This window comes from Stieleria varia (assembly GCF_038443385.1).
Taxonomy (GTDB): Bacteria; Planctomycetota; Planctomycetia; order Pirellulales; family Pirellulaceae; genus Stieleria; species Stieleria varia.
On record NZ_CP151726.1, the window covers coordinates 3,969,490 to 3,990,080 of the forward strand.

Annotated in this window: 12 protein-coding genes; 6 read left to right on the top strand and 6 right to left on the bottom strand. The window is 53.2% G+C overall.

Going from position 1 to position 20,591, the window contains the following annotated elements; all coding sequences use genetic code 11:
• Window positions 1–32: 32 nt before the first annotated feature.
• The gene (locus tag Pla52nx_RS13085) at window positions 33–443 is read right to left on the bottom strand and encodes a hypothetical protein (RefSeq protein WP_146523742.1); all 411 of its coding nucleotides are present in this window, start codon (window positions 441–443) and stop codon (window positions 33–35) included.
• A gap of 626 nt (window positions 444–1,069) precedes the next feature.
• On the opposite strand from Pla52nx_RS13085, the gene Pla52nx_RS13090 reads away from it, so the two are divergent.
• Window positions 1,070–1,657, top strand: a complete 588-nt coding sequence (locus tag Pla52nx_RS13090) for a hypothetical protein (RefSeq protein ID WP_146523741.1) — start codon at window positions 1,070–1,072, stop codon at window positions 1,655–1,657.
• A 406-nt stretch (window positions 1,658–2,063) separates the two neighbouring features.
• Here the strand turns inward: Pla52nx_RS13090 and Pla52nx_RS13095 are convergent, their stop codons facing one another.
• Entirely contained in the window at window positions 2,064–4,679 is a 2,616-nt protein-coding gene (locus tag Pla52nx_RS13095) for an SUMF1/EgtB/PvdO family nonheme iron enzyme (RefSeq protein WP_146523740.1), read from the bottom strand.
• 729 nt (window positions 4,680–5,408) lie between these two features.
• Here Pla52nx_RS13095 and Pla52nx_RS13100 point away from each other — a divergent pair.
• The 5 genes from Pla52nx_RS13100 (at window position 5,409) to Pla52nx_RS13120 (ending at window position 12,986) form a co-directional block, all read left to right on the top strand.
• Window positions 5,409–5,603 (top strand): hypothetical protein, encoded by a 195-nt coding sequence (locus Pla52nx_RS13100; protein WP_146523738.1) that lies wholly within the window; start codon window positions 5,409–5,411, stop codon window positions 5,601–5,603.
• Between the two features lie 809 nt (window positions 5,604–6,412).
• A complete protein-coding gene (locus tag Pla52nx_RS13105) occupies window positions 6,413–7,585 on the top strand; it encodes a hypothetical protein (RefSeq protein ID WP_146523737.1) in 1,173 nt (390 codons plus the stop codon).
• A gap of 59 nt (window positions 7,586–7,644) precedes the next feature.
• Window positions 7,645–8,379, top strand: coding sequence for a hypothetical protein (locus tag Pla52nx_RS13110; RefSeq protein WP_146523736.1), 735 nt, complete (start codon window positions 7,645–7,647; stop codon window positions 8,377–8,379).
• 277 nt (window positions 8,380–8,656) lie between these two features.
• Complete coding sequence (locus Pla52nx_RS13115; RefSeq protein ID WP_197455157.1) at window positions 8,657–10,279, top strand: hypothetical protein; 1,623 nt, start codon at window positions 8,657–8,659, stop codon at window positions 10,277–10,279.
• A 355-nt stretch (window positions 10,280–10,634) separates the two neighbouring features.
• Window positions 10,635–12,986: a hypothetical protein gene (locus Pla52nx_RS13120; protein ID WP_146523734.1), complete on the top strand. Its 2,352-nt coding sequence runs from the start codon at window positions 10,635–10,637 to the stop codon at window positions 12,984–12,986.
• Window positions 12,987–12,991: 5 nt separating this feature from the next.
• On the opposite strand, the gene Pla52nx_RS13125 is transcribed toward Pla52nx_RS13120, so the two are convergent.
• The 4 genes from Pla52nx_RS13125 to Pla52nx_RS13140 form a co-directional block, all read right to left on the bottom strand.
• Complete coding sequence (locus Pla52nx_RS13125) at window positions 12,992–16,711, bottom strand: CHAT domain-containing protein (RefSeq protein WP_146523733.1); 3,720 nt, start codon at window positions 16,709–16,711, stop codon at window positions 12,992–12,994.
• Window positions 16,712–17,354: 643 nt separating this feature from the next.
• The gene (locus Pla52nx_RS13130) at window positions 17,355–17,744 is read right to left on the bottom strand and encodes a hypothetical protein (protein WP_146523732.1); all 390 of its coding nucleotides are present in this window, start codon (window positions 17,742–17,744) and stop codon (window positions 17,355–17,357) included.
• A 67-nt stretch (window positions 17,745–17,811) separates the two neighbouring features.
• Complete coding sequence (locus tag Pla52nx_RS13135) at window positions 17,812–19,125, bottom strand: ThiF family adenylyltransferase (protein ID WP_197455156.1); 1,314 nt, start codon at window positions 19,123–19,125, stop codon at window positions 17,812–17,814.
• A 498-nt stretch (window positions 19,126–19,623) separates the two neighbouring features.
• Window positions 19,624–19,833, bottom strand: coding sequence for a hypothetical protein (locus Pla52nx_RS13140; protein WP_146523730.1), 210 nt, complete (start codon window positions 19,831–19,833; stop codon window positions 19,624–19,626).
• Between the last annotated feature and the right edge of the window lie 758 nt (window positions 19,834–20,591).

The following is a 20,591-nucleotide window of genomic DNA, read 5'->3' on the forward strand; positions in this document are numbered from 1 at the left end:
AGGGCGGGAAAGTGTTTGCCTGGGCAGAGTGATCATTGAATCGCTCTGTGCCCTAGAAATGCAACGGCGGCGACTGTTCCAATCGCCTCTTCCAATACCCTTGCCAGAATTTCACAGTCTTGGGCTACCGGGACAACCGAAAGTGCGATTTCGAAGTAAACATCAACGTCCCCCACGAACTTGCCGAGTCGACGTCGTTCGTTCGCTGACATGAGTCTCGATAGCCAACGACAACGTTGTTCGGTACTCAAGTCGGCGAGTTCCAGTATCGGTCCAACCCGCAACAGCACGACTTCTTCGGTGGGAGAAACTTGAATGTCGATCGTGCAATCATTCTCGGTGGTCACCAGCCAATGCGACCATTCCTCTTCATCGGTTTCCCGCCGAAAGAACGAGACGCCGAGTCGATCCAGTAGTTCGTCAAGTGCAACGGTCGGCGACATTTGAGACCACGATGAGTTGATGGAACGACAAGCAAGGAAGCCCGCCACTGAGTGAACGGCTCGACACAACATCACTCTCCCTCCGGGAGAGTCGGCCTCTCAGGGCCGGAGAGGGTTTACGACAGAAGCCCTCCCCGGCCGCTTAGGCGTCCGACCCTCCCGGAGGGAGGGTGAAGTCGTGAGTCACCCTCCCAGTGGAGCGTTTGGGAGGGTCGGGAATCGAGCCTTCAGCGAGATTCCCGGGGAGGGCTTGTTGATGCTTGTTTCCGTTGGATGCGAGTGAACGATCATGTTTGGAGCAGTTGATTGCGGAACGCAAAGCGGATGGGCGGTCGTGGAAAGCCCTCCCCGGCCGCTAGCGCGTCCGACCCTCCCGGAGGGTGAGTGATGTCGTGGGGGGGGCGGAGTGACCAAAGCCCTGTCCGAATGCTGCTCTGCCCGAGCAAATAAGGCAGCCAGTTGCGAGACGTTGTGAAAAAAGAGAAACACAACCAGAGCATCTCGTCCTGCGTTTCAGAAAATCATCCTCAGTCGTCACTCCTGGCTGCCTTCTTGCCATTCAGAGCGACCGATGGGATTTCCTCGTCGGGCTCATTCAACCATTCGTGACACGAGGACTCCGACCGATGAAAAAGACACTCATTGCATTGCTGACGATTTACTGCTTTCTGATTGGATACAGTTCCGCTGCAATCAGCCAAGATCTGTGCACAATCGTGTTCGAAGACAACTCCATCGTGATAGGCGGCGACCCGGTGCAGTGCGACTTGTACTACATCCTGCTGGGTGACGACGGTGGACTTCGAACCGGTGACATGTTGCAGTTGACTCGGCGTCATGACCTTCCGAACAAGTACTTTCTCGCGAAGGCTCGCTTCAAACTGGACGACGCTGCACAGCGAATCACGATCCACTGGAGAGCTGATGAGGGCGAGAAGATGGGTGCAGTCGAGCAAGGCAGATTCACATCGCGAGTGGGACCGACTGGTTCGCGGTACTACACAATCACGCGTCACTCAGGAGATCAATCTCAGGAGGGGCTCCAACTTCGCGTTCGCCAAGTCGATTTTGAACTGCTACCGAACTGGGCGCGTCAGGCTTGCCTTCCATCGATCCTCGCCAAACTGACGCCGGAGCAGCAGTACGAGTACCACAAGCACCAGGCCGAAAGCATCCGGATGATCGGCAAGATTGCCGAGGAGTACTTCAAGTAACAAAATCTATGGTTCACTCTCCCTCTGGGAGAGTCGGCCTCTCAGGGGCGGAGAGGGTGGAAACGACCAGACGCTTGCGGATGATTCTGTGGTGGAATTCGTAGGGTTTCTGTCTCCACGGATTGACTACAAAATCGATCATGTCTCTGTTGACCGTGCATCTCAGGCCCTCCCCGGGCCTGAGAGCCCGACCCTCCCGCACGCGGGAGGGTAATGTGCTGGATAAGCCCGGCGCTCGACTTGAGCATTGCCAAGCGTAGTTAAGTATTCGCTACGGGCTTGCAGATTCAACAGACAACAAAGGCGTTCCGCCCGCGGCACCTGCGAGAAAACCAAATTTCTCGCGCGCCTCACTTCGTTCGTCGTCCTGCTCTCAATTCAGCCGTGCTCGCCTTCGGCGAAAGGGTTAAGGGTAATGAGCCCTGGCAACACGACACCCGCTGCTGCCAACCGAGTAGGATGGACCGAGGCGACTGCGAAAGGAACAACGCGCGTCGAACGATCCGTTGCCGAACGAGCCACCACGCAACACGCGGGCAACGGGATAATCGCCTGTCGGTTTGCCTGAGCCCCAGTCGATCTCCTCTGACTCGTAGCGGTTCATGCACCACTCCCATACGTTGCCAAGCGTGTCGTACAAACCGAAGTCGTTCCTAGTCTTCTGTCCGACGCTGTGTGCATGCTCTCCTATCTTACGCGACGCCGTGCCAGAGTCCTCCGCCTCCGAACTGTTCTCGTCAATCCAAGCGTGATCCCCTAGCTTTGTTTTTTCGTCGCCCCAGTAGTACCTCGACGTGCCTCCCGACGGGTTGCGAGATTCCGCACGACTCGAATACTCCCAGATCCATTCGTTCGGCAGCATGCTGTGGCTCCAGATGCTGAAAACCATCGAGTCATACCAACTCAGATTAACAACAGGACCACGGGGGTAGGGACTCCAATCGGTGTACTTACCGAAGCGACTGCTGTGATGTTCGTCGAAAAGGTCGTAAAGGCGATTTGTGACCGCATAGGCGCACAGCGTGAATCGATACGGCAAGGTGTAGTCTCGCTCGACATTGTTTTTCTCCCCCGCACGACCAACTCGTACTTGTTTTCCCGCCAACGAGTTACAGTCACGCATTGCAGTTTCCAAATCCTCGTTTGTAATGGTCAATGCGTTGGGATCAGTCTTTCGCAGCATGACGTACTCCCGAAGGTAGCCACCGACCACTACCCATGCGTACCTGTCTCGCATGGTCACACCGCTTGGCAAATCACCCGGCTGATCTAGATAAAAGTAATGCTGCGCCGCGGTCGTCGCCCACATCAAGTCCTCGTCCGACCACGACGCGGTGGTCAAGAACCCTGCTCGACGCAAAAGGTTTGCCCAGCATCGATACATCAACTCCGTGGGCCGACCGCTACGGTGCCACTCTTCATCCGGACGCTGGTACAAAGGACGTATCAAATGCAACCAACGTTGATTGGACAGTTTTCCCTGTAAAGCAAACGCCTCGCTCGGCATGCCGCAAACCATCCGCCATGCCTCCGCGATGCTCGTGTCTCGAGCGTCACGTGCCTGATCGATCCGCTCATGAAACCAGGCTCGCTCTTGGTCACTGGCACCATTGACCATCCACAGCGCCGCGAAAAAATCTCGCTGAGTCACATTTCTCCACTCGAGTCGCTTGGGGTCCTGAGATCGAAAGAATGAGCACTCCAAGTAGCTCGTGTTCAGCCGAACCAGTTCACGAATCTGATCCTTCGTAAGTGAAAGTCGTTCGATTTGTTTCAGATCAGACCATTCGGAATGGATTCGACTCAGACGATCACAGACACGGCGGTACAGCTCCTGAATGTCGACCACGTGTTCGATCGACTCGGAGGTCTTTGTCGAATCGCTCTCGACAGGTATCGGGATCGATTCATTCAAATCGCTCGGCAGTCCATCGTTGTCGTCAGTGAAATGTGGATCTCGATTCCACATCAGAATCGTCACACCGATGGCGGCAAGCAAAATTAGCAATTGTTCCTTAGTCATCCATGACGGAAACTTCCCGCCTTCCTTGATGGAATCCATCTCCAGCGATTTTTGAATTCCATGCCAGTAGACATCGGCCAGCGACCGAAGTGTTGCGAATGTTTCGATGTCTAGCGACCGCAAGACCTCGATCGTTCGTCCCGAAAACTGAACCTCGCCTTGCAGAAACCGCAGCTGATCATGTCGTTCGGGCCCCAACGCCCGCCGAACTTGCCCGTCGTCGAACAAGTCCGTTAAGGCAAATTTCCAATCCGACGACGCATCGCTTTCTTTGCCCGAGCGTGAAAACAATGTCTGCCACAGAATCTGGGTGATCGCATTGGGGCGTCCACCAACGACACAATGGGCTCGAGGGAATTGTCGGAGAAACTCTCGTAGCTGTTTTGCCTTGGCGATGCCCGGTTTTTCCGGAACCTCGTCCAATCCATCAACGGCGAGGATTAACTGACCGCAACGTAACAAAGCGAGAACCCAATCCCTGATTGCGTCTTCATCACCGATACGTCTTGGCAAATGCTGAAAGCCCTGTTTTCTGGCACCGGCGAACTGCGTTTTCAAACGCTGGACAAAGAACGAATGTCGCTTTCCATCGTGAGGCAGATCGACGTAGGACTCCCAGTCATCGGGCAGGTCACTGAAATGAGTCCAGATGACAACTTGACTCCCTGTCGCCGCCCCGGCCGCCGCATCCAACTGCTCCAACGCCATCGATTTTCCTATACCCGCTGCCGCAGTGACGCACAGCAATCGTCGTTGCCCTGACGACGAGTCGCCGCCCAGAAAGCTCAGTCTTTCTCGGACGGGCAAAGGTTCCCATCGCGACTCGTTTCGATCCTTCCGTGGATTGTCTTCTTCACCGTCCATTCCACGCTGCGGCAACGCATTGACCCGCAGCAGGGGCAACGCTTCGCCTCGGTCTTCCGGTCTGAAACGTAATCGCAGCAACCGCTGATCGGCGATGAACGGGGAGCGGGATGGTTGATCTGGGACCGCGGTCAAGGGAACATTCGCTGGATCGGGTGGGCTACCGGAATCTGGAAGAAACGAATTTAGCAGAATCCCAACATCCAGAGGGCCATGGTTGGCGGTTTCAAAACGTCAGGTGCGTTATGCCCTGAGCGTATTGATCACTCTCCCTCTGGGAGAGTCGGCTTCTCAGGGGCGGAGAGGGCTTAGCAAGAGCGACAGAATAAGTCCTGTCGATAATCGATTCCCTGCGACTTGAACGTTCACGCACGTCCGTTTCTAGCGATCCCGTCATGCCCTCCCCGGAAATCTCGCTGAAGGCTCGATTCCCGACCCTCCCAAACGCTTCGCTGGGAGGGTGACTCACGACTTCACCCTTTCGATTCGGGAGGGTCGGACGCGGTAGCGGCCGGGGAGGGTTTTCCACGAGCGACGCGACAAGCCCGATTGATATTCGATTGCGAGCAACTTGATCGTTCACGCTCGTCCAACTCAAACGATCCCCGTCATGCCCTCCCCGGAAATCTCGCTGAAGGCTCGATTCCCGACCCTCCCAGACGCTCCGCTGGGAGGGTGACTCACGACTTCACCCTCCCGATTCGGGAGGGTCGGACGCGGTAGCGACCGGGGAGGGTTTTCCACGAGCGACAGAAGAAGCCCGGTCGACAATCGGCGATACCGCGGCGAATTTTCTGGGCTCGCTCGCGAATTGGCTGGCTTCTGAAGGGCGTCCATCCATGTCCTCTGTAATAGGTGATGCCCATGTCAAAGCGAGAGGAGTTCGAACAGTGGCTCGAAGACAACTTTGAGCGTCAAACGTGGCAGTTCCCCGGATCGTCGTCCTACACCGTGTACCGGGCAAAGCCCGCGTCGGCCCGTGAAGCGGATCGAACTCATCGTGTCCCGCGTCCAGGTTGGTGGTCTGGGCTCGTGACCGTCCTGAGTTCTTTTTTGTAGGATGAGATCGCGGCTTGAACATTTCAGCGGCTGGGCTTGCTTTTCCGGCAAACACAGCCGCCGTGGGGTGATTTCGGACGCCAATCAACGCTTTGAACCAATTGTTTGATTTCTTGGTCCGCAGGAATCCCTCCCGGCCATTGCCGCGCATCCGAGCACGAACCCGTGAAAAGGGGAGCAAGACGGCGTGCTCTACGTGATCCGCATGCTTTATCGCTATTTTCTTGTTTTTTTTAACGCGCAACCAATGTGGCTGCCTTCTGGATAGTGAACCCGTAAATTGGCGTTTCTATGGCGCCATCCTCGCACCGGACTAGCCCAGCAAAATTGGTGCAAAATCTGTCCTGCAGAGTACCTTAACCGAGAGATCCAATTTCATGATTCAGCAGCGAGTTCTCGTACCGTACGGATTCTACCGGGACCGATTCCAAATTCCTCAGTTTTCTAGCAATGAGCTAGTGATGGAGATTGAGTCTCTGGCAAAGGCGATATCCTCGGAAGCTGACGAGAAAGAAAGAAAGATACTGAAAGCAAGGATATCCGAAATCCGGAAATCCACCGAATTCAAGAAGGCTCAGCAACAGCTCGAAAGAGAACGCGAATTATCGATGGAGGGACCACTTGCATTCGTTCCTCACGCAACGGTCCCTGGAAAAATCGAGGAGTGCAAGGTTGGATTTTCAGAGGAGTTTCCGCTTGGGTTGCTCGTAAGGGGCGACAGGACAGGTCCGTTGAAGGGTGATCTAACCACGCTCAGCAGCGACGACGAACGAATCCACATTCTGGAATTTCGCAACAACGGTGACTTGTTGGCGGAAGAGTACCCGGCGGAATTTGTATTCGTGGAGCTGATACATGATGAAGAATTCAACCAAAAGCTACTGACCAAGAAGAGTCCGTTACCATTTGAGCGGTGGATTAAGATTTTCGCCGAGAGATCAAGGGGGCCGGGAAAACGACAACTAAGAATGGTCCAGCGGGAGGTAATCGATCGCGTGATCGCAGACTTCCTATTCGTCGAGCGTGATCAGACCGGCGAAGTCATTCTGGCGGAAGATGGTTATGCCGCAAAGGGCAAAGGCTACTTTGGAAGAAAACAGGGTGTCCCGAATCGCCTGCGTTGGCACAGAGAATTGATGCAGGCGTCTCCTGACCAAAGGTCCGTTGAGGGGTTCTTCCTAAATGGATGCATCGAGCCCTTGAAGCGTGCTTTAACTGAAATGCTTGAGTGGAGTTTGTACGGTGACGGCCCCACATCCAACGGAGGCAACTATCCAAACGAAGAGTACGAACAGAAGTTGCTGCCCGCAATTCAGGAATCGAGCGGAACTCCAACTCCGTATTTGGGGGAACTGCCAAAAGAAATTTGTATTGCGTGCAAGGCCGAGCTTGATTCGTACTACAACAACAAAGAAACGAAGCTACGTAGCGGAAGTCATGCCAAGTACAGGACGCAGATAGCTGAAGACCTTGAAGGAAAAGTGCCACCAGGCGAAGAATGGGAGACAGCATGCGAAATATCGGTCGTCGCTATTGATGAGTACTTGTACCGCAGACGAGTCACACAGGAAATCAGTAACAAGGAGAAGTATAGAACTGCGATGAAACTGAGTGATGTGGATCGCTGGCTAAAGCGTCTTGCCGAAGTCAATCTCACGGAGCGTGATCACAAAATCGTGAAACAACTCTGTTACGATAGAGTTTTGGCACCAGTCAAAACTTTGGCCATTTCATGTAGTCACGATGGTGCTCGCCAAGAAGAGACCGATTCCAGAACCGATGCTTGGCTCGACATTTTTGACCGGACAGATTTGACGTCGCTCGAGCGGGCAAGTCTCTGCGACGTAGTGGAAGGCATTCTTCCAGGTTCCGGCGTGACGGAGGCAGACTTAAACGAACTTGAGCAATTGCCGATGAGCCGACGTAACGAAATACTTAACGCCGCAATGACGCGAATCCGAGACTCAAAATTTGATTCCTAAACGTCTGAACAGTCTGAACACACTAGAGTCTCACTCACCGACAAACGTAAAGCCGAAGAATGAATGCCAAGAAAAGTGACGTGCTATTGTATCTCTTGAACCAGCTCTCTGAGCCAGATTTGGAAGCGGTGGAAAATGCCCTATTCGAAGACGATGAGATGAAGGATTTCTTCTACGAACAATGGCGTCTGATGAGCAAACCTGAAGTCACGAATGATGACATTGAATCACCAGGCAAAACGGAACCGATTTTGGAACTTGACGAATCTGGTCGCCCCAAACGGCCACCGCTCTTGGATCGTTATCAGCACCTCAGCCCGATTGATCGTGCGTGGATGATCATCGCCACGGCAGAAGAGAGCGATTTTGAGGACGAAGGCGATGAAATGAACTTAGTGGAACCTGTCACGCCCAAGACGGAGACACACGACCACCAGTTGGGAATACCGTTCCCGCCCCTCGCCATGGGTGCCAGCTCGTCGAACCGGGGTGCGAGCGAACCGAACGCTCTTGATTCGCTTGGTCGCCAGATACCAGAGGAGCCAGGGCTCTACTGGGGACTCAATGGCAGGACCGTGAGTTTGATGCTGGTTTCGAGCAGTCCCCTTTTCGCGGGTCGAGACGAAATTTCCCTGAATGTTAAAATCCAGGAACATGGCAACGGCGATGTAATCAATGATGACATCAGCTTGCAGATCGACAGGTTGGCGACAATTCCAATCTGGATCGCGGATATCGATTTACCAAATAATCCGCTGAACTACTTGAAGGTCCATTGGTTGCCACTGGATTGATGGGGCGTCATAACTATCGCCTGAACGTTGACGCCGAAAGCGTCACCGCATCCGAACAGGAACGGTAACTCATTTGTGACGCATTTTACCCTCCCGCGTGCGGGAGGGTCGGGCTCTCAGGCCCGGGGAGGGCTTGCGGTGCGTGCCCTCTCCGGCCCCGAGAGGCCGACTCTCCCTGAGGGAGAGTGATGGAGAGTTTCATTGATTTGTCGTTTCCGAACGGTAGCTAAATGGCACATATCAGCACGAACGAATTGGCAATTGGATATTACGGCACATGTCAAAATATGGGGATCGTTCATTATTTGCGCGTAACTTGCTCACCAATTCATGGGATAGCGATAGTCTCAATGAACATGTGAAGCCACATTGCGTTTCGGAAGAACAACAATCTCGCCTACGCGCACTTTGCGACGCTGATGCAGCATTCCGTAGTCGAAATGACAACTCGCAACTGTCAGGGATCGGGCAGCATCTAAACGATGCTTCCAACAAATTCAATCAGGCTTGGGGCGAGACCGCTGTTGCCAATCCGTTTTTCGCAGATCGGCAGAAGATCGATAGAGAAATCGCGAATTGCGAAAGCTTTGAGGCTCATGTGGTTCGCTGGCTTTGTAAAGCCGAGAACCAAACTCGCGGTCACCAATTGGTACTCGATCTTGTTCTTCACCGTGTCTTCATCAGTGCAGACCCGAAATCAGTCGACGATGACAACTTGCGGATCGAAGGACGCCGATGGCTCGCCAAGTCGTTTGCTGATAGGATCAAAAGCCTGAGAGAGTATCGGGCCTGGGCGTTTGCGGGGGATGCCGATACAGGGAATGGTCGACACAATATCGAACACGACTACGTTTCCCAACTTGAGCACTCGGTTTGTGCTCCGATCATGGTCGCTACTGGTGGCCAAGGTGCGGTCGTGTGGTTGACAATCGATCTCTTCCGGGACGGAATCAGTACCTTTACACCGGACTTGTTCTCGCTCGGGATGACTCAAGTCGCCACTGCAACGGGTGGTGAGGACGGGATTCTGACATCGTTCGATGCGATGTGGGAGCTATCCGGGCTGGCGCGACACGGATTCTCGGGCCGCTGGCGAATCACCAATGCCCCAACAACCGTTTGCAACGCATCGCGATTGGAGAAGGAAGCGACAGACATCGGTTCGTTGGTGGGAGGTTCTGCAGAGTGTGCCACTTTGGTCGGCTTGTTGGCTGCGAGCGGTTTCGTTTACGAACCCGTTCCCGCCGCGGGTGAGTCGCCTAAGGAGTCGATTCGTCGAGTTGCCCTGAATCCTTTCTTTGCGGCAACGGCAACGGTCAGTAGGTCCATTGCCAAACCACCGGAGGACCTCTCTGCACAGCAACGTGCTGACTGGGACTCGGACCAGCGAAATCTGCAGTTGGGAAAAGTCTTTGACGTCGACAACAAGCTAGGGGCGGCCTCACGTTACCGGTTGGAACCGGACCGCACCGACATTCAGCCTCTGATCGATACGATCGTGATATCCCAGGACGACTTTGATGCGGAATCGAATGCGAACGCAGCGAAGAGAAACCAAGTGCAGCAAGCGATCGATCGGGACAAGCAGAAAAGCAACTCCGTATACGGCATTCACTTTCAGCCCTGCCGGACGATCCAAGATGCGTTGAACTGGATGTTGTCGGTCAATCAGTGGAAACGAGCACTCAACGAGTACAAGCTGAAACAGTGGGAAGATCAGTGGGATATTTTGCGAGATGAGAATGGAGACCCTGTGTTGCGGGACGGTAAAGAAATCAAAACCGGCTCCATCGAATACATGCAGAACCCGATCGGAGGAGCAGAGGAAACGGATCCCGAAACGGCAAGTGATTCGGACGATGACGATGAGCTGAAAGTGCCGGAGGACATGCCTGAGTGAGGTGGGCTCCGTTTGGGAAAGTCGGAGCGGATTGATCGTGCAGAGCCCTCCCCGGCCGCTTAGGCGTCCGACCCTCCCGGAGGGAGGGTGAGGTCGTGTTGAAGCGTTATTTCCGAATGCTACAAGCGGATTTGGTTCGGTGTGCATTTCGTCAGTTCACATTGCTCTCGCGAAGCAACCCGTAACAGCATCGAAGTGCATCTGGAGTAGCCCACATCTTTCTAGCGAAACTGCTATAGCTCACTGTTTCCGCGATATCTGTGATGGAGATCGCGGCATTTTTCGTGATGGCTTCATGAAAGGCAAGAACATCTGCACTACAATTCGCGGCTGTATTCCCTTTTCTTGATTCATCATGCACCCCACCAATTCTTTTACCGATTCAGGCAACCCGCCATTCATTGCGGACCAGCGGCTATCTGTTCTTGAGTTGAGCGAAAAACAGCGACGCAGCACCTTGCATTACTTGCGTCTTGCAAAGCTGCCCGACACTCGTGCGTGTCGCAGCGATCCTGTTCGGCTGCAGGGGACTACTACGCATTGGAGGGTGGAGAAGAATCGCTATGTTTTGATGGCAGATCTCCAGCACCGTTGCGTAGCGATTATCTCAGGTTCTGGCTATGGAAAAACGCAAGCGATTGACCAAATGGGCATCGCTCGCATGTCAGCGCATCCCGAGCACTTGGTCATCTCAATTCCTCTGCATGAGTTGCCCATCAATGCAGAGAAAATGTTGGATCGTCTTGCGGCCGAATACCTTTCGCAGCTGAAACAGTCGCCAGTCATTGCTAAAGACGCCGAACTGCCAAGCCGCGCCACGCTTTCCAAGCAAATCGAGAGAGCGATACGTTGCGGCGATTTCACACTTGCAGTTGATGAACTGGACGAGGCGGTCGATGACGCTGTCGCGCGGATCAGGTGTTTACGTAGATTTCTGCAATGGAACCGGCAGTGCAAGTGCGTGATCGCTGCACGCCGCACTGTGATCATTGAGGACTACTGGCGTTCACTGTTTTCGCGACAGCAGACGCTGGATGATCAGAGTTCAAGCTGGGAGTTCTGGCTCGTTGAGCCATTCAATATTGAACAGACCAAATCGTACTTTGGCACGGATTATCGACGACTGCCGGAGCCGAGGGACCAGATTCGATTCTCACCACGCGGACTACACGAAACGTTTTGCGAGCTGTCCACGACGCCCAAAAAGTGCTTTCAATCAATTGCCGAACTCTACTGGATTTGTTTGGTGGGGTCACTACGCAAGGAGTGCGAGAAACAGAGTTCGCCCGACGGAAGAAGAACACTCTCATACGAGGAATTACTCAACCTGCTTTCTGCAATTGCGGCAACTTTGGTGATGTGGAATGACAACCCACACCGCGAGCGAAAGCCAGGAAAGGGATTAGCCCCCGCAGGGAGCTCACCAGTTTTGTTAGTCGATGCTCAACACCTATCGGCATTCAAGAATCTCGTTTTCCTTCGAGTTCAACGCATTCAAGAGATCGACCAAAGCGAGTTTGAACGCATGTGGACTCAGCTTGTTCGACTCAACATTCACTTGATCGAATTTGCTTTTACTGTGGGCGGAAAACTCGACGGGGTCTATTGGCGTCAGAAAAACGAGCGAGACTTCTTCGCTGCCATGTGGATGACTCGTTCGGCTGACGCAGCTGAGTTCGATTGGTTGATCAGGCGGGCCCGCGAATCAACGGCTGATCCCGCCGTAAACGAAGAGCAAAGGAATGATAACTTCTCGCTGTTGCTGGATTTATGGCGAGCGATGCCCGTCGATGGGAAATCGATGTCGAAAGATTCCGCAGATCGCTTGGGCTACCAATTTGACTCTCCAAAGCCATCTCAAGACGCGATTAGAGCGGATGTCGAATTGAACCATCGCCAAAGTTCTGCTCTGGAACTCTCTGTTTTCACAGGTGGACATTCAAGTAGCCCGACGAATCAAAGGCTAGTGCTTGCGACCTTCGTTGGATTGGTCATCCTTTCCTTATTGGTCTTGGCCCCACGCCTGCTAACTCTTCGCTTGGAAAGAAAACTGGAAAGGGAATCGAATTCACGGCCCCTGGAAACGAGCCAATTACGTGCGGGGGTCCCGCGTCTGCGTGAGTTAGACATCGTCTTTGGACAAACGATCGAAAGCGACGATGGACGGCGGCGTTGGCTGTTCAAAAACAGCAGGTCGGTGGTAAAGGCCTACGAACCGTCTCAGGAGCTTCCCATCCGCGACGTTTTTCGCAACGACACAGACTTCTATCTTCGGCTCGTCGGTGAGAGACGCTTAACCAACGAGGAGTGGTTTTTAGTCGTGGGTCTTGTCGACGCATCAGGCAGTTTTTCGGTTCTTTCGACTGCTCCGCTGACCGATGAATCTGAAGTCTTTCCGTTCGGAACAGAAACAAACGGGGGACTTCGCACATTTAGGCTGCTTTCCTACGACGGCCAAAATGAGAAACCAACAGTTGGCGGCAACTTCTTCGTTGTACTTGCCCATCCTGGCCCCATAACCGTGCAAGATGTCGAAAACGCACTGGAATTCAAATTCGAAACGCCACCTCCACCAAGCCCACCGATGCGATCCGCCGTGAAGGGGCAAGGAGTGTACGAAACATTCAATGCAATTCCAAATCAAATCCGCGGGGCACTGAAAGCTCCATATCACTTTCTCGAATGCTTTTGGGTCGAAAACCGGTGAACGCACTATTGATTTGACTGCTGTGTGATCATGTAGGTTGCCCAGTGAATTGGGGGCAGTTTCTCTCCAAACGGCACGGCTGCCGTCACCTTTTGCTGGGGATCTTCCATCACCGAACCGCTGCGTCCTGCGCCTCGTTTGACCAGAGACATTATTTCGGGGTCAAATCGATAATTGGAAATCATTTCCCGCTGTGCCTCGGCGAGAGCGATACAAGGGGTAACTTTTGATTCCGCCTGAAACATTAGCTCGAACATCCGCGTAACCATCACCTGACTTGAATTGTCATAGACGTCCGATATCGTTCCTATTGATGAACGGGCACCAGCGTGAATTGCAGCCATCTGAAGACTGCGGACGGGTGAAAACAAATTCAGCTCTCCCAATGCTGTTCGGCAGCCAGAAAATACGGCAAAGTAACACTTGTCCATTCGCTGGCGTTGCAGTCGATTCACTGACAAAAAGGGACCGGTGCCCGCTTCGATGTCGACCATGTCGCTCATTCCAACAAATAGTTCGGCTGGAACGATGCTGATCTCACGCAGACGATTCTTACCACCGGGCAGATCGCTCAAAACAGGCGATACTCCATGCGACGCAGCCAAAATAACTGTAGCATTAACCGACTCCTCATCGAGTCGCGGGTCATTTCCCTTGAGTCGCACGACTCTAGAAAAGACAGGGGCGTTTTGTTTCGTTAGTCCAGCAATTGCGTTCTCTTCCGCTGCCGCACCCGCAGGACTGTTTTTCTGAGAAACAACGGTCAGCAGCAAATCATTCGACACTCCTATTTCGCCCCCATCACGTTGCCCCCCAAAATAGTTCAATGGCGAAGGATGAAACTCGACTGATTGCACAGCCTCAATCAGGTAGCGATCATTCGAAACCGGAAGAGCCGCAAACGGGATCAGGGGAATCGCCATGTCGCCGCTGAATACGACCGCAGTCTGCTTGCCCTTTTTCTGCAGATCTAGAGACTTGACCAATCGATCAATTGCCAGCAGTTCAGATAACTGTTGGCCAGGATGGCCTTGACGAAAAGGTGTTTCCTCTAATTTGTGTCTGGCCAAGTACTGCGTCAGTAGACTGCGATCCCCCAGTCGCATGATCTCGACGGCATTGGAGGTGATGATTGCGACCCACAAGTCAACAAAAGAACGCTGATCCCAGTGTTCTTTGGAAATATTCGAAGGGCGTGCTGAAAATTGTGAAAAGACATTGTTGACCGAGAAATAGTCAACCAAAATTTGGTTTGGTTTCAGCGAACGCTGTATCAAATCCAACGGACCTTCGGATTCAGCAGGAGCCGCTGTCGGTCCTAATTCCGCGGACGGTAGCTCCACTAACATTTGAAACTCTTCCATTATTCCACGGATTGACTGCTCGTGGATTCGCTGTTGTTTCGCTACGGCCGCCAGGATCTCCAGTTGCTCAGCTGTCCCTTCAGCTGTTTTTGCAAGCTCGCCAACGAGTTTTCTGATTTTCTCTTCGTACTCTGACTCCATCTCGTTGCGTGCTGCAAGCCGCGCAGAAAAAGACTGCTGATCAAAGATGAGCTTTCGATACCCAAGGATGCTTTGGTAAACATCTTCCTTCAAAGCTTGGTCCACTGCTTCATCGGCTGATGACCAACTAATTCGTCGATCGCTGGTGTTTTTCGCGGGCAGGCCAATTGGAACCTGGAAGAGATCATTCAGCTCAGGCCTCAGCAAATCGATAGTCGGGTGAAGCTCGTTCATCGGCAGTCTCCCCAGTTTTTGTAACACGTTAAACATAAGCCGAATTGCCTGCCGCTGTGCTCCCCAGCGATCTCCATAGAGCATTTGATGTACCAGCAAAGCGGTCGCAGTTCTTAGTGACTCGACCTCTAGCAAATCCAGCTTGAGATCACGTCGCATCATGATGAGCGCGCTTTCAAACTTTTCACAGGCCTGATCATGTCTACCAATCCTGCTCAACGCATCTGCATAGTTGTGAAGCTCTCTCGCATGTTGAAGGCTAGGCACATTATCGAAAGAAGCGATTACTTTATCAAAGTATTGAATCGCAAGATCTGCCTTGCCCAGTCGACTCGCTACTAATCCCGTAAGGCTCATGATCTTTACAATGTCACCTTGCTTGTCGCCGGAGCCATCGTTGAAAGTAGCTAGCACGGCCTGCAACTCTCTAAGCAAGTCGTCGCTTGGTGGTTCCGCTTGGTAGCGAGCCTCTACCAGACTGTACTGAATGCGAGCCGTCCTGACGCCACTTGGATCAGAGGACTCAGGCAACAAGTCAATCGCTTTACGGTAGTCAGGTATTGCGTTCTTGGGATCCCCATTCTTTGCTCTGATGTTCCCGCGTCCCAGATACAGATTACTCAACAATAACGGGTCCGCTCCCAGTCCCTGTAAGGCTGCGATGGCAGTTGACGAGACTTGAAACGTCAGCAGTGGGTCATAAGAGTTTCGCGTCAAGAAGGTGGTCGTTTCACTGATTACTCCGGACAGGTTCCGCATTTCTGCAGCGGACCATTTGCGATCAAGCAAACTGCCATCCGTTGCAGCATCAAACGTCGCACGCATTTCCGCCATCGCTAACGCGACCAGGTTTCCATCACGGTTTGTTTGGGCGACTCGAGCGATTGCATTCGCCTTACGCAACCTTAATTTCAAGACATCAATCTCCGAAGTGCTACCAAGTTTCCCCATCGCATCGTGAGCAAAGCCGAGCATCTTCGCGTTTGCATCGAAGTCGCCCCTGACTTGGGATATGATTGCGAGCAAATCATAGGCGTCGACATGATAGCGAGTCACCTCACTCGGAACCGCATCGAGATGTTTTAGTGCGGCAAGACATGAGGTTTCCGAGCGATCCATTTCGTTTGACGAATAGAGAGCAACTGCTTTTTGATATTCAAGCACACCAAGCGCCAGTTCCGTCCCCTGTGAAAGATTGTCCTCAATCAGTTTGATTGCAGTCTCGGCATGACGAATACAACTCGGCCAGTTACTCGCCCTTAAGTCTGCGGTTACACCTGCTCTCGCCTCAAGTATCTGAGAAACGATCTCGGGAGAGTTAGATACGAGTTGTTCAAGAGAGCGAAAAAATTCTTCCGATTGCTTTGCGCCATGCCATTCGGGTGATTCAACACCAAATCTTCTACCAAGCTCATCCTTTTCTAAGACACAGCAGGCAACACAAGCGGAGAGCGAACCAGGCATTCTGCTGAGTCGTGCCCGCTGGTTATCGAAGATTTGAGTGACGACTTGATGGCGGAGATCGCGGATTGATTCTTTAAACCTCTCCGAAACAACGGGGGCTTCGGGGGCATTCGGGTTGAATGCAACTAGCGCAGCTAGAAAGACCATCGCCGCAGAGGAATCAGGCACAGCAAGACGAGGCACTGCAAGATCCAGCATTGAGCCGTCTCGCATCACACGGACATTCGCGATTTCCGTGATGGGCCCAGCGAGCAGGCCCGATGCGTTCTCCAGCCGCAGCTCATAAAAGGCCGTCTCCGAATCGTTGGTTGCTTCAATTTCGACCAACAAATCTTGCGGTTGCAAGGGAGATCCAGCAACGAGAGCTGGATCTGTAACCCCTTTTACTCGAACTCCCGAGGAAGTGCCTTCAATCTGAATACCGAAGAATCCAAATTTCGGTTCGTTGCTTTCGGCGTGCTGTACGCCAACAAAGAGAAATAGGCAAATAACGATTCCGAGACTTCGAGTAGAATTTGGCATGATTTCGGGAGTAAATGAACAACTCTGTGAGAGTTTGACTGCTATTCCGCGTCATGGTATCTCACGTCCGGCAAGGAATCCAGTTTTGTTGGATCATGACTCCCCGAACACCGGAATAACACGCCACGATCGGTCACCGGACTGTGAATCAAGTGTACTTGCGGCGATCACCGAATACGCAGGAAAGGCGTTCGATATCCTTCCACGCTAATTTGCGCTTCGGAACCATCCTCATACAGGAACTCTTGATCAGGACTACCAACACTTCGGATTTCCAGCCGTGAAATGAGATTTGCATCGGTTTTCGACTCGGCCGAAGCTTCTTTCGCGCCACCGCCACCTCTCGCACGCGACCTATTGCTGGATCGTCAGGCAACGAATCAAGTTTTTAAGGCCACGTTCGACAGTGAGCCGGGAGCAGTTGGTAGTTCGTCAGATTTGTCCGATTACACGGTATCCATCACGCTTCGATTGTCGGGCTACGAAACGACCTCGATCTTATTCATTGAGCGCATTCGCAAAATTCCGTGTCTGTCATTCCACCTCGTCAAAGCCATCAACCGCCACGGTGAACTGGCCCGTACGAATCAGCGATCGCACCATCGCGATGATTGGTTTTCTTTCGGGCAGGCTTCATAAAGAATCATTGGAGAGCACTTCCAGAGTCCGCCTGTACCTCTGGTACCAGAAAAGAAAAAATGGAATTGGGTGCATCTTCTTTTCCGCACGTTGGGATGTCCTGAAAGCAAATACTGATCACGATGTGACGATACCGAAGATCCGATAGCAGGTGATATCGATCGGGTACTGACTCCCAGCGGTCTTGGCGATCGTCTTTCAAACCGGCCGTCAAGTTCTGGCCCTGATCCGGTAGTTGCTCCCGTTGCAGATACTGTTTTGCGGAACGCCTCTCGTCCGACGTCAATTTCAGAGAATAGACTCGCTGATCCGCGACGAAAGGCAGATTGCGAATCGCCGGGGCATTCTCGACCGCCGAGTCGGCTGTTGGGAAATCTGGATCGTCAAGGAACATGGCAGTGGTGACCGAGGACGCTGGGTGGACGGATCACAGTTTACCGAAGCCACCGCATCGAGTGAGATCACGTTTCACAGATCTCACATTTTCCAGGAGAGTGGACACGTTGAGCGACGGACTGGATTCCTACGCCCTGTTCCCAGCGAAGACGGTGCCAGAATGGACCATTGATCCGACCGGCGAGGAAATCGAACCACATCTGCATCGCCACGCCTACCGCCATGCTGTTGAGCGAAACCAAAGAGCCTGTGCGCCCGCCTCGTTGCCAGTCGGGCGTCAATTCAATGTCCGATGCTTGAGGAGTGGTCAATGTGGAATCCGACGTCATCGATGATACGTCCACGGCGCTGACGCATCGAACGCAACAACCGGGCAGCAGCAATCTCACATCGGCACCAAGATCTCGGTCATATTCCAGGTCAAAAGAGAGGGGCGACTCATTCTCAGATACATCACCGCCGAGATCATCCGGTTGTGGCGAGACTCGGTGTCGGACGATCGTTCCCAAGTCGAGATGTGGCTTGACCAACCGCGCGGCGATTCGGGACGCTTGTTCACGAGCGTCAGGATTGTCCACGCAACTGACCAACAGATCGACGCATTTCGCCTTTTCCAAAACCAACGGATCGTCTGCGGTCCGTGTCAGGCCAACGAGATGTGCGTCGGGACGAATTTCATTCAAGTGTTCGACTAGTCGGACCGTTTTGAATCTGCCAAGATCAGATTCCCGAGTTCCAAAGGTGGCGTCCAAATTGTGCGATTCAATTTCGTCGGGATCGGTGACGATCAGCTTCTGCACTCCGCTGCGGACGAGACTTTCTCCCATCAAGCCACCCAAACGCCCGGCGCCGATCAACAGAACACTCGATTCGTGAACACGCCGAAACACGTTTTCACCGAGCGCCCCGACCTGTCGACTCCAACGTGCGGGTTCGTCGTTGATGGGCGGGGCATTTTCTGCACGAGAGAACACCGGCATGCGTGGACCGACGAGTCGGACTTCATCCAGCGGCACCAGCTGGTCACCGCCGGCGATCAAGCCGATCCAGCCCGAGTGATCATCTCCGAGTCCGGTTTGCAGATACACCATCCATTGGCCCGAACAAAGCTCGCTTTGCTCAATTCGATGCCGAACCGTTGACTCTCCCGTCGATGACGGGTTGTCCAGGAGGAGCCAGTCGTCCATCGCGGAAAGTTTACGTCCACTAGGAGGGGTTTCACCAAATCGCATGTGTCGAACGATCAGATCACAGAAATGGTCGTGAAAGCTCCGTTGGACGTAGCCCCAAGCGATCTGCTGTCGCCCCGTAGCGAGTTCGCCGTACGCATTGTTCCAGAGTGATGAAGGGATGATTAGTCGTCGAATGAAGTTTGACATGTCAGTCGCATCGAGTGGAGAGCATTGGTTGATCATTAGGTGGAGAACACCAACTATCCAGGAGTCGGATGTTCTACGTCACCCTCCCAGCGAAGCCTCCGGGAGGGTCGGGAATCGAGCCTTCAGCGAGATTGCCGGGGAGGGCATAATCGCGATGTTCAAACGAGTGGAGAGAAATCAAATCACTCATCAGCGAACATCAATCGGTGTTGCTTCGCCGAATGTCGGCAGCCCTCCCCGGCCGCTACCGCGTCCGACCCTCCCGAAACGGGAGGGTGATGACACATACGCTCAATCTCGTACGACACCCTCCCAGCGCAGCGTCTGGGAGGGTCGGGAATCGAGCGTTCAGCGAGATTGCCGGGGAGGGCTGTCAGCGCGTATCTTCCGCCACTCGCCCCTACCCTCTCTTGGCTTCTCTGCTCCGACCTTCTCCAAAATTCCTGTCGGAAAGTTGAAGTGCCGCAATAAGGAATGTCCGAACTGGTTTCAGTTCGTTCAATCAGCGTCCGCGAGCGCCATGAACTCAGCCAAGGCCGCAGCCGCTTCCGCTTCACGGCGGATAGCTCTCTTCTTCCGCGTTTCTGCGAGCGAAGTTTCGATCCTGGTGGTTTCACTCTTTACCATCGCAAAGATTTCAAAGGTCGTCGCGATCTTTGGTGAGTCAGTTTGTGGAGAGACAAAGGTTTGGGTTGAAGCGGTACTCATCGAAGGTGCTCCTTCGCAAATCGGGGGAATGCGTGATGCTGGAAAAACCGGCGCACATACGCCGTCCAGCACACTGAAGAAGGCAGCCAAACTTCTCATCTTTGCCCGAGTGTTGGAGATTTGAGTCGAGATTCCTCTGCCTATTACAAGTCTATCTGTGCAGGAACACCGCCCTGGATCGATTCCGCAGGAGAACCCAACCCAGAGATTCCATTGATCACAGGTAACCGTCTCGCGGGAAAACGAACTTCGCGAGTTCCATCCTCCGTAAAGATTGATGAAACGCGTCATGCAAAATCTGACCATGACCGGATTTTGCGTCTTGAGATTGATGATGGATTAAATGCTCTATAGATATCCCGGTGAGAACGATTGTGCTTCCAAAGCACGTCGCTTCACAGAATATGGCAGACTGAAGAGCCCGTCAGCATTGATCGCGTTGAAATAGGTCGCCGTCTGATGATCGTTCTTCTTCACTGAAGGAGGGGGGAAGGGCGGACTTAGCGGAGAAGAAAAGTTGAGAGTTAGCGTTCTCATCATCGCGCTCGGTTTCGAGAACGCAAACGGTGCGCAACAACCGTTGAATTGCGTGTTCGCCGGTGCTTTAACAGCCAAACGTTGGACTGCGGAGCGGTAAGGCTGGGACCAACTGAGGTCGGCGGGGTAACATTTGAACCGTTTTCCATCTTTCGCGATCGTGCAGTTACCAAGCATCGCTGAACTCACGCGTGAGAACCAAAACATCGGGAATGTCATCG